This is a genomic window from Yoonia sp. GPGPB17, from assembly GCF_037892195.1.
Classification (GTDB): domain Bacteria; phylum Pseudomonadota; class Alphaproteobacteria; order Rhodobacterales; family Rhodobacteraceae; genus Yoonia.
In genome coordinates, this window is record NZ_JATACI010000002.1 from 3630026 (window position 1) to 3643498 (window position 13473).

10 protein-coding genes and 4 pseudogenes are annotated in these 13473 nt (G+C 55.9%); 8 read left to right on the forward strand and 6 right to left on the reverse strand.

Annotated elements, in window-relative coordinates:
- The first annotated feature begins 26 nt into the window (after positions 1 to 26).
- From QTO30_RS19160 to QTO30_RS19190, 7 genes and pseudogenes are all read left to right on the forward strand, one after another.
- A pseudogene (locus QTO30_RS19160) lies at positions 27 to 829 on the forward strand (cytochrome c oxidase subunit 3).
- 93 nt (positions 830 to 922) lie between these two features.
- Complete coding sequence (locus tag QTO30_RS19165; protein WP_340425635.1) at positions 923 to 1606, forward strand: SURF1 family protein; 684 nt, start codon at positions 923 to 925, stop codon at positions 1604 to 1606.
- Positions 1606 to 2990, forward strand: a pseudogene (thrC, locus tag QTO30_RS19170) (threonine synthase). Before QTO30_RS19165 ends, thrC begins: the two are co-directional and overlap by 1 nt.
- A pseudogene (locus QTO30_RS19175) lies at positions 2987 to 4254 on the forward strand (M16 family metallopeptidase). The pseudogenes thrC and QTO30_RS19175 overlap by 4 nt, the downstream one beginning before the upstream one ends.
- Entirely contained in the window at positions 4254 to 4838 is a 585-nt protein-coding gene (locus tag QTO30_RS19180) for a GNAT family N-acetyltransferase (protein ID WP_340425636.1), read from the forward strand. The pseudogene QTO30_RS19175 and the gene QTO30_RS19180 overlap by 1 nt, the downstream one beginning before the upstream one ends.
- Before the next feature lie 179 nt (positions 4839 to 5017).
- Positions 5018 to 6382 (forward strand): sensor histidine kinase, encoded by a 1365-nt coding sequence (locus QTO30_RS19185; RefSeq protein ID WP_340425637.1) that lies wholly within the window; start codon positions 5018 to 5020, stop codon positions 6380 to 6382.
- 62 nt (positions 6383 to 6444) lie between these two features.
- Positions 6445 to 7645: pseudogene (locus tag QTO30_RS19190) on the forward strand (MFS transporter).
- On the opposite strand, the gene QTO30_RS19195 reads toward QTO30_RS19190, so the two are convergent.
- Together QTO30_RS19195 and QTO30_RS19200 are read right to left on the reverse strand one after the other, a co-directional pair.
- Complete coding sequence (locus QTO30_RS19195; protein ID WP_340425638.1) at positions 7638 to 8054, reverse strand: DUF6855 family protein; 417 nt, start codon at positions 8052 to 8054, stop codon at positions 7638 to 7640. The pseudogene QTO30_RS19190 and the gene QTO30_RS19195 sit on opposite strands and share 8 nt — an antisense overlap.
- Positions 8051 to 8473: an SRPBCC domain-containing protein gene (locus QTO30_RS19200; RefSeq protein ID WP_340425639.1), complete on the reverse strand. Its 423-nt coding sequence runs from the start codon at positions 8471 to 8473 to the stop codon at positions 8051 to 8053. The genes QTO30_RS19195 and QTO30_RS19200 overlap by 4 nt, the downstream gene beginning before the upstream one ends.
- Positions 8474 to 8548: 75 nt before the next feature.
- Here QTO30_RS19200 and QTO30_RS19205 point away from each other — a divergent pair, with 75 nt between their 5' ends.
- Positions 8549 to 9160: a helix-turn-helix transcriptional regulator gene (locus tag QTO30_RS19205; RefSeq protein WP_340425640.1), complete on the forward strand. Its 612-nt coding sequence runs from the start codon at positions 8549 to 8551 to the stop codon at positions 9158 to 9160.
- Here the strand turns inward: QTO30_RS19205 and QTO30_RS19210 are convergent.
- Genes QTO30_RS19210 through QTO30_RS19225 form a run of 4 tightly spaced genes read right to left on the reverse strand, consistent with a single transcriptional unit; the run spans position 9157 to position 13349 of the window.
- A complete protein-coding gene (locus tag QTO30_RS19210; RefSeq protein WP_340425641.1) occupies positions 9157 to 10146 on the reverse strand; it encodes a nuclear transport factor 2 family protein in 990 nt (329 codons plus the stop codon). The genes QTO30_RS19205 and QTO30_RS19210 overlap by 4 nt on opposite strands.
- Positions 10147 to 10150: 4 nt before the next feature.
- The gene (locus QTO30_RS19215; RefSeq protein WP_340425642.1) at positions 10151 to 11029 is read right to left on the reverse strand and encodes a carbohydrate ABC transporter permease; all 879 of its coding nucleotides are present in this window, start codon (positions 11027 to 11029) and stop codon (positions 10151 to 10153) included.
- A 4-nt stretch (positions 11030 to 11033) separates the two neighbouring features.
- Positions 11034 to 12059 carry a carbohydrate ABC transporter permease gene (locus QTO30_RS19220; RefSeq protein WP_340425643.1) on the reverse strand — a complete coding sequence of 342 codons (1026 nt, stop codon included), beginning with the start codon at positions 12057 to 12059 and terminating at the stop codon, positions 11034 to 11036.
- Between the two features lie 60 nt (positions 12060 to 12119).
- The gene (locus QTO30_RS19225; protein ID WP_340425644.1) at positions 12120 to 13349 is read right to left on the reverse strand and encodes an ABC transporter substrate-binding protein; all 1230 of its coding nucleotides are present in this window, start codon (positions 13347 to 13349) and stop codon (positions 12120 to 12122) included.
- Positions 13350 to 13473 lie beyond the last annotated feature (124 nt).

Here is a 13473-nt window from a genome sequence, read left to right on the forward strand (position 1 = left end):
AGACCAGCCGATAGGAAACGCACCACATGGCGCACGCTAAGAACCACGATTATCACATTCTGCCACCGTCAATCTGGCCATTCCTGGGCGGTGTCGGCGGCTTTGTCATGCTCTTTGGGGCGACGCTCTGGATGCATGGCTCGGGTCCCTACATCTTCCTGATGGGTCTGGCAGCTGTGCTCTACGTCATGTTCGCATGGTGGGCAGACGTTGTGGCCGAAAGCAATGTGGGTGATCACACACCGGTTGTGCGGATCGGCCTGCGCTACGGTTTCATCATGTTCATCATGTCCGAAGTGATGTTCTTTGCGGCCTGGTTCTGGTCGTTCTTCAAACACACGATCTATCCGATGGACACCTATGTTGGCACCACCTATGTGTCGCCAGAGTTCTATCAGGTTGATGCGTTCCACCTGCCGCTGATCAACACGCTTGTGCTACTTTGTTCTGGCATGGCGGTGACTTGGGCGCACCACGCGCTGGTGCATGAAAACAACCGCAAAGACCTTGAGCATGGTTTGTTGCTGGCTGTTGTTCTTGGCATCCTTTTCACCGGTTTGCAGGCCTATGAATACTGGTACCTGCTGGTACAGCAGGACTGGACTTTGGTGGCGACAAGTTCTTCTCGAACTTCTTCATGGCCACAGGCTTCCATGGCTTCCATGTGATCATCGGGACAATTTTCTTGTTTGTCTGTTATATGCGGGCGCGGGCAGGGCACTTCACGCCAGAAAAGCACGTTGGCTTTGAGGCGGCAGCTTGGTACTGGCACTTTGTTGACGTGGTGTGGCTGTTTTTGTTCTTCGCGGTTTATATCTGGGGCATCTAAGCGCCGTTCACGTAAGGTGGATCTTGATCCACCAAACTGAGTATCAAACGCGCGAGGGCAATCTCGCGCGTTTTCAACATTCAAGGGCGCAAGATGCTGCGTAAAATTCTCTTTCCGTTGATTCTTGGTGTCGCCGGTTGTGGAGTGCTGATTAGCCTTGGCAACTGGCAGGTCGAACGCCTGGCCTGGAAGGAGGAAATCCTCGCAGATATCAACGCGCGGCTTGGGGCTGCACCTTCTCCGTTCTCCAGATTCGCAACAGAGATGGCAGATGAGTACACCCGCGTGCTTGTCAATGGCGCGCCCACGGGCGAAGAACTGCACGTCCTCGTTTCAGGGACCGAAGCCGGTACAGGTTACCGGGTTATCTCAAAGTTTGAAACGGATGTGGGTGCCATCCTTGTTGACCAAGGCCTATTGGCCCTCGACAACAAAAATGCGGCTCCGTTGACCGTCACAACGAACATCACCGGTACTTTGCTATGGCCCGACGACCAAAACAGCAGCACGCCCGCGCCTGACCTTGACGCAAACATCTGGTTTGCCCGCAACGTCGAAACCATGTCGGCCGCACTTGGCACCCTGCCTTTCATGATCGTGGTCACCCAAGCGTCGCCCCCAGACCCGCGTTTGACGCCTTTGCCGGTGAACACTGCCAGCATAAAGAACGATCATTTCGAATATGCGGTGACATGGTTCTTGCTGGCCGCAGTCTGGGCGATTATGAGCCTGTACCTGATACGTCGTACCCTGCGCCAAAAGGACGCCCAAGACTAATGCGTTACATCTCGACCCGCGGCTCCGCGCCCATGTTGAGTTTCGAAGAAGCCATGCTCACCGGCCTCGCCCGCGACGGCGGTTTGTATGTGCCCGAAGACGTGCCAACGCTAACCCACGCACAGATCGCGGCAATGGCGGGCAAGTCTTATGAAGAGGTTGCTTACGACGTGATGCGCCCCTTCATCGGGGATACGTTTACTGAAGATGAACTTCGCGGTCTGATCAAACAGGCCTACGCCGGTTTCGGCCACGCCGCACGCGCGCCTTTGGTGCAACTGGACAGCAACCACTACTTGCTTGAGCTGTTCCACGGCCCAACGCTCGCGTTCAAAGATTTTGCGATGCAGCTTATTGGCCAGATGTTTCAGGCCGCTCTCACACGCTCAGGCGACCGAGTGACGATTGTTGGGGCTACTTCAGGTGACACCGGATCGGCAGCGATTGAGGCGTTTCGCGGCCTCAAGGCGGTCGACGTCTTCATCATGTATCCACATGGCAGGGTTTCCGAGGTGCAGCGTCGCCAGATGACCACGCCGACAGAAAGCAATGTGCATGCGCTGGCTGTCGACGGTGACTTTGACGACTGTCAGGCGGCGGTCAAAGACATGTTCAACGATTTCGCCTTCCGCGAAGAGGTGAAACTGGCGGGTGTGAACTCCATCAACTGGGGCCGGGTTCTGGCGCAAGTGGTCTACTACTTCACCGCCGCCGTGTCCCTTGGTGCACCACATCGCGAAGTCAGCTTCACCGTGCCCACCGGCAACTTCGGCGATATCTTTGCGGGCTATATCGCCAAGAAGATGGGCTTGCCCATCGCCGACCTGATCGTTGCGACCAACCGCAACGACATTTTGCACCGTACATTGCAAACGGGGGCCTACACCAAAGAGGGGGTCGAGCCCACTATCAGCCCCTCTATGGATATTCAGGTCAGTTCCAACTTCGAACGCGCGCTTTTTGATGCCTACAACCGGGACGGGGCCGCAGTGGCAGGCCAAATGGAAGATCTGAAAGCAGGGGGCTTCCAGATCAGCCAAGGCGCTTATCAGATGCTGAAGGACACCTTCAAATCAGGTCGCGCATCCGAAGACGAAACCCACACGGCGATCAAAACTTACCTCGCCAATCACGGTGAACTGCTCTGCCCGCATACAGCGGTCGGCGTCCACGTGGCCGAACCGCACCTCGGCACCACACCCATGATCACCCTCGCCACCGCACACCCGGCGAAGTTCCCGGATGCGGTGAAAGCTGCGTCAGGCGTCGCGGCACCCCTTCCCCCCGCATGGCGGACCTGTATGACCGACCGGAACGCGTGACACGCGTCGGCAACGATCTGGCCGCGATCCAAGCGGTCATCAGGGAGCGAATTCAGAATTGACCATCCAACTGCACACGCTGTCCAATGGCTTTCGTATCGTCACCGAGGATATGCCGGGGCTGAAGTCAGCCTCAATCGGGATTTGGGTTCAGGCGGGCGGACGCCACGAACGGATCGAGCAGAACGGGATTGCGCATTTCCTTGAGCACATGGCGTTCAAGGGAACCAAGACGCGTAGTGCCTTGCAAATTGCCGAAAGCATCGAAGACGTGGGCGGCTATATCAACGCCTACACCAGCCGCGAAATGACAGCTTATTACGCACGTGTGCTGCAGGATGACGTGGCCCTTGGCCTTGATGTGATTTCAGACATTCTTTTGAATCCGGTTTTTGACCCGAGCGAGATTGAAATTGAGCGTGGCGTGATCTTGCAGGAAATCGGACAAGCGCTGGATACGCCTGACGACATCATCTTCGATTGGCTGCAAGAGGTCGCCTACCCTGATCAGGCCTTGGGGCGCACGATTCTCGGACCATCCGAACGGGTCAGCGGTTTTAGCCGCGATGATCTGCAAGGGTTCGTGGGCGAGCATTATGGCCCGAACCAGATGATCTTGTCAGCAGCCGGGGCCGTCGACCATGACGCCATCGTGGCACAGGCCGAAGCGCTGTTCGGTGATCTGCCTGCGGTCGCGCGTGCACCGGGCCAGATGCAGCCATGGCCTTTGGTGGTGGCGAGCGGCGCGAGAACAAAGACCTTGAACAGGTTCACTTTGCACTGGCACTCGAAGGTCCAACCTACCTTGACCCTGCGATTTACACTGCGCAGATCTACGCGAACGCCATGGGCGGCGGTATGTCTTCGCGCTTATTCCAAGAGGTGCGCGAGCACCGCGGCCTCTGCTATACGATCTTCGCGCAAGCCGGGGCCTATGAAGACACGGGTCTGACCACGATCTACGCAGGGACAAGCGCGGAGCAGATCAGTGAATTGGCCAACATCACGATTGATGAAATGAAGCGCGCCGCCGATGATATGAGCGCGGCTGAGGTCGCCCGCGCCCGTGCGCAAATGAAAGCAGGTCTGCTTATGGGGCTCGAAAGCCCATCCAATCGGGCCGAACGCCTAGCACGGCTTTTGTCGATCTGGGGACGCATTCCAAGCATCGACGAAACCATCGCCCACATTGACGATGTAACCACCGGCGACGTGAAAGACTTCGCTGGGCAAATGGCAGGTCAGGCTGGAACCGCATTGGCGCTTTATGGTCCGGCCGATGCCGCACCCTCGCTCGACACTTTGAAAGCACGGTTAGCTGCATAATGCTTGGGACCAAGAAAAAGGTCCGGATTGAAACTGAACGGCTGACATTGCGCCCGCCGATCCACAGTGACTTCCGCGCATGGGCGACGCTGCGGCGCGATAGCGAAGACTTTCTCAAGCCATGGGAGCCGACCTGGGCGTCAGACCATCTCACCCGCAAAGCCTTCACGAACCGGGTATACTGGGCGCAGCGGTCGATCTCAAATGGTACAGCTATGCCGCTGTTTCTGGTGCGCCGTGCGGACAATGGCCTTCTTGGGGCAATCACGTTAGACCACATCAAACGCGGCCCCTCGCAATCGGGTATCACAGGCTATTGGATTGGCGAACCTTTCGCGCGGCAGGGCTATATGCGTGAAGCGATACAAGCCGTGGTGCATCACGCGTTTACAGCACTGGACCTCAGCCGGATCGAGGCAGGGTGTTTGCCGGAAAATGACGCCTCCCGCAGGTTGCTTGAGCAGTGCGGATACAAATATGAAGGTGTCGCCCAAAGCTATCTCCAAATCAACGGGCGTTGGCGCAATCACGTTCTCTACGCCAACCTGCGCAACGACAGGCGTGGTAAAACTGACATCGGTTAACCCCGCTCTTTTGTCGGGAAATGTTGCATTGTATTCATGGGTGACTGGTTCTCCTTCGCAATGTATCGCATTTCGGTACTCAATCATAACGGGTACTTCGATGTGTAGTTCGCCTAAAGGATTAGACCTGTGCAGGGTGTTGGCTTATCATCCCCAAGAACGTGCACGGTAAAGAGTTCATGCCACCCAACCTTCTAAAATGGTCATTCCCCAAAAGGACGGCAAGCAACCGCTTAGGTCAGCTATCCTCGATTGCTGAAGCAGAGACTATCGGCAGTTTGGAGTACATCGCCAATGTTGGTCTCCTAAGTTTGGCGAGTATCGCTGGCGCAGCGGTTTTCGGGCTTTGGTGGCCTGTTGTGATCGTTGCGATCTATATTGGCTTGTTCACGTTGGAAAAATGGCTGGCCAAACGTGCCGTGGAAGCGGCGCGCGCGTCATCTTATTGGCTGGTACTGGGGCTGCTTTTCGCACGAGCGATCACCTACTGTGTGCTCTTCGTGTATGTGTGGAGTTTGGAGGGCGACGTCTACAAGTTTGCGACTGCCGCACTTGTCGTTGCCGCGACGATCAACATATTTATGTTTCATGCCACGTACTATGAAATCATTGTGGCTACCTGTGTCCCGCTGTGGTTCGGATTCCTCGCTATCACCGGCCTTGCATTCGTCGAGTTTGGCCTAGCCATGGAACCGTTCATGTTCTTGCTAACGTCATTCTGCATCCTGCCGTACTTCCTGCTCGCGCTCAAATTTGCACAAGAGCGATGGACGAAGAACGATATGATCCAGCAGTCCTTCAATCACACGCAGAAGTTGGACGCTTTGGGGCATCTGGTTGCGGGGGTGGCACATGATTTCAACAACATCCTGACAGTAACCCGTGGCAACGCAGAGTTGTTGGCAGGCTCTGCCGACGAAGCACAGGATGAACTGGTCCACGAGATTATGAAAGCAAGCGACCGCGGTGCGGCATTGGCGGGGCAACTGCTGGCCTTTGGACGCCGCAGCATTCTGTCGCCCGAACCCATTCAGATCGTACATTTCTTTGACAGCATGAAGGCCTTGCTCCAGCGGGTTCTGCCAGAGAACATTCGCCTGGCGTTTTCGATCGCGCCTGACTTGCCTGCCATTTTTGTTGACAAGCATCAGTTGGAAACAGCGATTGTCAACCTTGCGACAAATGCGCGGGACGCAATCACAGGCGGCGGCCGCATTGACATCACTGCAGAGTCCATTGCCTTTGACGCTTGTGATCTTGGTCAATGCGATGGCAATCTGCAGCCAGGCGCGTATGTGATGATCAGCGTTGCCGATGATGGTGTCGGTATCCCTGATAACCTGCAAGAAAGCATCTTTGACCCATTCTTCACAACGAAACCGGTGGGCAAAGGGTCGGGCCTTGGATTGCCCATGGTTATTGGGTTTGCAGAACAATCATCTGGCGGTGTTCGTCTGGAAAGCAAGGTCGGTTATGGTACGCGCGTGACCTTGTTTTTTCCCATATTGCAAAGCAATGATGTGGAAGGTTCTAACCGCCACTAAGGCCCTGTGGAAACGTGCCGATTTCACTTGTGTTCCGCGACTGGCAAGTGTGGTGTGGCGGCATGAAGCTCAACGGTCCCTTTCTCTTTATTCTTGCAACACTTCTTATTGATGCGATTGGTATCGGGATCGTCTTCCCAATCATGCCTGACCTGATGGATCGTGTTGGCGCAGGCTCGACGGCAGAAGGCGCATTCTGGGGCGGCGTGATGATGTCGGCCTATGCCGCCGCAATGTTTGTCTTTGGCCCGATCATTGGCAGCCTTTCAGATGCCTATGGCCGTTAAGCCTGTTCTGATCGCTGCCTTGCTGACGCTGACAATCGATTACGTGATTATGGCATTGGCACAGACCTATTGGGTTCTGTTGGTCGGACGCATCATCGCTGGCATGGCCGGGGCCACCTATATCACCGCAACCGCCTATATCGCCGACATTGCCAAACCCGAAGAACGTGGGGCTGCCTTTGGCATGATTGGGGCGGCCTTCGGGATTGGCTTTGTATTGGGTCCGGCGCTTGGCGGCGTTGCTTCGGGCTGGCATATAACAGCACCGTTTTGGATTGCTGCAGGGTTGTCGGCGCTGAATGTGGCCTTTGGTATCTTCATCCTGCCGGAATCGCTCAAGGACGAAAACCGCCGCCCCTTTGGCAGACGCGACCTGAACCCTTTCGGTACGATTAAACGGGCTTTTTTGATCCCCGGGCTGGCAATCCCGTTGATCTGCATTTTTGTCTTTGAGTTCGCCAATATGGTCTACCCGACGCTCTGGGCCTTTTGGGGACGTGAAGTCTTTGGCTGGGATGGCTTTACGATTGGGCTGACACTATCAGCCTATGGCGTGCTGATCGCCATCGTGCAGGCCGGTGTGCTGCCACAAATGACCAAGCGCTTTGGTGATTTCAGAACCCTCGTCATAGCGACAGCGGCGGCTATCATTGGCATGATTGGCTTTGGCTTCGCGGGTGCCGTTTGGGCCGTTGCTGTTTTCCTGCCTTTTGCTGCGCTCTCAGACATGGCCCCGCCGCTGATGACTGCTTTTGCCGCGAACTGTGCAGAAGAAGACCAGCAGGGCCTTGTCCAAGGCGTGATCGCGTCGCTTTCTTCCATCGCAGCTGTAGCCGCTCCGCTGGTTTTGACAGGCGTGTTCGAACGCTTTGTCAATGGCGGCGGTATATACTTGCCGGGCGCGCCTTATCTGTTGGCTACTTTGCTGATCGTGGCGATCGTTCCGCTGATCTTAAGGTTCAGATACCTCAAATAGCTTTGATCCGGTTGTTTCGCGCGTTGTGTTCCAGTTCAGCCCAGCCCAGCATTTCCAACACCGGCGAGACGTAATTTGCAAAACGACCGCGATATCCTTTGCGCAGCCCATAGTATCCCCCAACCGGGTTATCGGCGCTACGCGCCCATGCCTCTAGCGTGCCTTCCTTGACCGGTTTGCTCTCGTCGGCGTTGCCAAGCGGCATCCAATCACCATGCATCTTGAGCATCGCATGCGCGTCTTCCAGTGCACGCAGTTGGTATGACAGTTGCGTCTTGCCCACCCGCACCACTAAGGCGGGTGGTTTGGTTGCCTCATCCTTCCAGACTTCAAACTCCGAGGTCAGTGACGGTGTTTTTAGAATCCAAGGATCTCCAACGACCCCCATTCCATATGTCACGCGGTTCATGCTTGAGCCTCCGCTGCTGTTTTCAGCGCATCCGCGAACTTTTCAAAGCTCGGCTGCAAATCAGGAATGAACCGTGTGATCAGCCGCTTCAGCGGGCCTGCGTATGTCTCTTGCATCATAAACCGTGTTCCTGTTGCTGTGGGATTCAGCCTGAATTGCCGATTGCCCAGGAACAAGCCAAGCGGCATGCCACCGTGCCATTCCATTTGTCTCTCGGGCTGCATGATGGCCACTTTAATCGGAAAGGGCCGTTTGGGGTCCACTTCGGACCACAGTTTGAACGACTTGTTTAGGGCAATCTGCCCCTCAATCCTGATTATACTAAAGGTACCATCTGATAGGCGCGTTGCGTCGGTCAGGATTGACCAAACGGCTGCAGGGGACGCCGCAATATCGCGGCTGACGTAGTGGGGTGTCATGTGAACTCCTTGACTTGACACCATACCAGTTAGCAACCCTAATATGACATCTTATGTCATATTTGAGAACTTGAGATGCGCGCCTCTCGTCTATTGCAAATTCTGCTGCTGCTCCAAAACCGGGGGCGCCTGACATCCGCCGAGTTGGCTGCAGAGTTAGAAGTAACGCCACGCACGATCTTGCGGGATGTGGATGCGATGACCGAAGCGGGTTTGCCCATCATTGTATTTCAAGGCAATCAGGGCGGGATTGAACTGGGGTTCAATTATCGCACCAGATTGACGGGCCTCGACCAAGATGAAGCAGAAGCGCTTGGCGTGTTGTTGGCCGCAGAGCAGCCCGCGCTGGGCGTCCTTGGCATGTCTGATGCGGCGCGGCGCGCCATCGCCAAACTGATCGAAAGCTTCCCCGACAAAGTACGCGAAACAACGCAACGGGCCATGCGGCAGTACCCGGTGCACGCGGAAGAGCAACGGCCCGATCCGCGCATTGCGGCCTTTGCCGATGCTGTGCGCGGGCTGCGCATTGTCAGGATTAATGCAAGCGAAAGATCAGCACGGATCATTCACCCCAAAACGCTGCAGTTTTCCGGCACAGAGTGGACCGTTGCTGATGCCAAAACAGGCGAGGATATTCCGCTTCACGCTTGTGGCGATATCAACATCTCGGCGCATCGGTTTGGCTAAAGCGCTTTCATCCGCCCTAGCACATCCAACCCCTGCAAATGCAGGAAGTGCAGAATGTCGATAAAGATCCAGTTTTCGGCTAACTTATCACCATCGCGGCGATACATGTCGACCACCCGCATTTCCGAAGGCGCGCCCTCAGGCATGCCGAGATAACCGCCTGCGTTCGTCACACTCAGGTTGGCCCAGCCAAAGAAACCACCAAAACTGCCTTCGGCCAAACGGCAGATATGGCCATTGTAGACACGATCCTTGATTTGTGTGCGGAACGGCCTTTGGTGTTGTTCAACATAGCGGTCAATTGTGTAGGTCGCGCCGATCCCATCTGGTCCCCACCAGATCATATCGTCATGCCAACATTGGGCCAGCTCCTCTTGCGGCGTGGCGTATTTCTGGTGGGTGTTAATGTCACCAATCATCGCATTGATTGTGGCGAGCGTTTTTTGCCCTTCTGCCGGATCAGCGTCGTCAAACAGCACCCCGTCATGCGTCGCAGGCCCCGGCTGGACCAAATGCATGCCCGTCTGCGGGGGCAGGGGATATTGGCCTGCCTGGTTCATCAGATGAACTAGGTCGCAGAACAGCGCGGTCTCAACAATCTTACCATCCACGACTTTGTTGAACTCTGCGTAGCGCAACATCGCGATGCGGCGGTTCGGTTTGATCCCCAGGAACGGCGCATCAAAGAGGCCCATCAGGTGCCCCATTGATATCACCCAGACGGATTGGAAATCATCGATCTCATTATAGTAAGCAATGAAGATGTCCTGCCTGCGCTGCACTTTTGTCATTGCCGTCAGGAAGGGCGCCCAGAAGCTTTCGGCAACCGCCGCTGCCCCATGTTGTTCGTAAAACGGATGCATCCCGCGCCAGTGCCAATCCGCGCTCGTGCGCTCTGCCAACACATCAGCAACCGTTTCAGGGGTGGCTTTGGCCAAAGCATCATAATGGGCGCGCACCAGCGCCTTTTCGGATTGAAATGACATAGGTTTAGCCTTTCACAGCACCGGCAGTCAGACCAGAGACGATCTGCTTTTGGAAGAAGATGATCATCACAAAGAGCGGCGCCGTCACTGACACAACTGCTGCCACAGCAAACATGACGTTGCCCTTGGTTTGGGTCGTGCCTAGGAAGCTGACCAGCTTGGGCACCATCGTCTGGTTTTCCTTGCTCAGCAGCATCGTGGTCACCGCAAAATCGTTATAGGCCAAGAGGAAGCTGAACAGCCCCGTGGTAATCACACCCGGCCACATCACCGGGATGATCACGTGGCGGAAAGCCTGAAAGCGGGTGCAGCCATCGACCATCGCGCTTTCGTCCAGATCTTTGGGGATGTTTTTGAAGAATGCGTGCAGCATCCACAGCGTAAAGGGCTGGTTGATCGCTACCAGCACGATAATCGTCGTGCTCAAATGTCCCCATAGGTTCCATTCAAAAAACGGCAGCAGGTAGCCTGACACAAGCGTCAGCGGCGGCATCGCGCGGAACATCAGCGCGAACAACAGGAACCAGAAGGCATAGCGATAGGTGGAACGGGACAAGGCATAGCCGCCCAAAGTGCCGCAGGTCAGCGAGATGGTGACCACACAGACACAGACAATCAACGTGTTGAGGGCAGCGCGCCAGAACTCTTCCTGTATCCAGGCACCGTAGTAGCCATCGCCGGTAAAGCTGCCGCCGGTCTCGACCCGGGTCAGCGTACCAAAGATTGAGTTGGCCCAGTCTGCTTTCGAAAAGAAATCGCCCTCAACCTTGAATGAGCCCCAAAGCGTCCAGATGAAGGGAAAGGCGGCCATGACCAGCCAGAGGCCGAGAAATCCATAGGCCAAGAGTTTGGTCGTTGGGGAAAGTCGGGTTGCTTTTGACATTGGACTACCGCGCCTTTCCGAAGTCGCGCCATGTGCGCACAAGAACCGGTGATAGCAGGATCGCAACGCCGATGATTGTCAGAACCGAGGTGGCCGCAGCTGAGGACAGCAGCCGGGTCTCGCCGCCCAGATCGTTGAAGATCGCAAAGGATAGCGATCTTGCATGCGCCTGAGCGCTGAAGCTCACGATGGGTTCAAAGACACGGAAATTGTCCATCAGTTGGATCAGGGCGATAAACGTCGTTAGGGGCACCAGATGGGGAATGACAACATAACGAATGCGCTGCCAGCGGGTCGCGCCATCAATCATCGCCGCCTCAAGCGTGTCGGTATTCACGGTTTGCAGGCCCGCATAGTAAACAATGAAAGCAAAGGGGGCGGACGACCAAATGCCGTAGACCATCAACATGATCCACATCAGCGGGGTTGATGCCTTGACCGAAAGACCAGGGTCATCTGCCAGCCATTGCAGGGCCGTACCCAGAACACCACGCGCATCCACCATCCAAAAGAGGACGAGCGCGCCCACGATAGGGGTGACGATCATGGGCAAAAGAGAAAGAAAGATCGTCGGGCCTCGCATCGCCCGCGCCACAGCATTGACCCCAATAGCGATCAGGAAGCCAAAGATAATCGTGAGCGGCGTGACAATGGCCGTGTAAGTCAGCGTAAAGGCAATCGCGTCATAGAAGGGCAGGTTCATCAGTGAACCCGCAAAATCGCGCATGCTGACGGAACTGGCCCAAGCTTCGCCCACCTCTGCAAAAGCAAGGTGATTGCGGTCTTTGTAGATGTCCAGGCCAGCCCATTGCCCCAAAGGTTGCGCATCGCGCAGTGCTTGGGTGGCTTCCAGATCGACGGCTTCGGCCTTGGTGCAGCCGAACGGCCCGCAATTTTCAACTTCGATGATGACCTGCTCGTGTTCTTGGTACAGCGACTGTGTGACCACCGAAACGATCGGAAAAGCAATAAAGATGAGCATCAGCAGTGCTGACGGCAGGACAAACCAGAAAAAAGATGAATGCTTCATTTGCGACGCCCCAGAATTTAGTCAGGAAAGGCGCGGGGAAGCGCCTTTCCGTGGGGTTTCTTACTGCAGGAAGCCTTTTTCGGTCGCCGCAGCGGTGTAGGCCGCTTCGATATCTGCCAATGTCTGCTCGGCGCTTTCGTTGCCCTGCAGGAAGTCGGCAATATTGTCACCCAGCGCTGTGTGCAGCAGGCCCTGGAACGGGCGCATGGGGTAAGGGGTGGACCCAGCAGCGACTGAGGCCAGAACGCCTTCGTTAACCGCTTCAGGCTGATAGCCTTCCATCAACCAAACGGCTTCACTCATGGTTTGTTCGTTCAAGATCGCCGGTGACACGCCTGCGGCCATCGCCTGAAAGGTTGCGGCTGCATCTTCATCGCTGATGTTCTTCGCCACGGTCCAGCCATCCCACCACAATGTGGTTGCTGGCGTGCCGCTGTCGCCCACCATCAATGGGCCAGATACCATTGTGTTTTCATAGACTTCCGGTGCTGAGCCTTCGTCGTCCATCAGAACACCCGTCCGGCTGCCCCACATATTCATAAGCGCCACGTTGCCCGCTTCCCACTCAGCCGATGTCGCATTGCTGTCGTGGGTCAGGTAATCAGGGTTCATGTAGGCGGTCAGTGCTTTCATCATCTCCAGCGCCTCAACGCCTTGGGCGTTGTTGATGCTCACTTCAGCAGTGCCGGGCGTGAAGAACTCGCCACCTGTCCCGATATACATGTTGGTGAATTCCTGTGCGAGGTTCCAACCAGCGGCATAGGCGCCACCCACAGGGTTTTCCATGATGCCGGCGGCACGGATGGCCTCGGCCGCGGCAAGGACCTCTTCATAGGATGTCGGTATATCCAGGCCGACCTGCTCAAGCACATCGGCGCGGTATACCAGGTGCTGGGCGTTCGCCATGAACGCGACAGCCATGATCTTGCCATCAACGGTGATCAACTGCTGGGCAGGGATGTCCTGACCATACGCGGCAACCAAAGCATCAAGGGGTTGAATGACATCTTCGTTGATCAGGGCAACAATGGATGAATTGGCAACAATCGCTGTTGTGTACTCTGCCGGGTTACCGGTCATGCCCGCGACGTTCAGTGTCTGGTGATCGGCTGTCAGGTTCGACGTGAATTCGATACCGGCGCATGCGCCCGCGTTTGCAGCCACAGTTTGGATCGCAGGAAACTCATTGCCGATGATGCTGACACGGCCATCAGCTTCGCAAGCCAGAGCGCCGGTTGCCGCAAGTGCTGCAACCGCAGTGCCCAACATAGTCGTTTTCCAGATTTTCATTTTAAGAACCTCCCAGTTGTTCCTTTGTACCGGTGTGTCCCGGCTGAATATTGGCCACACGCGAATCGCGGCGACTTTGCATACGTTTGCAATTTAACCTGCAAAGACCTACATTGCGCAAGTA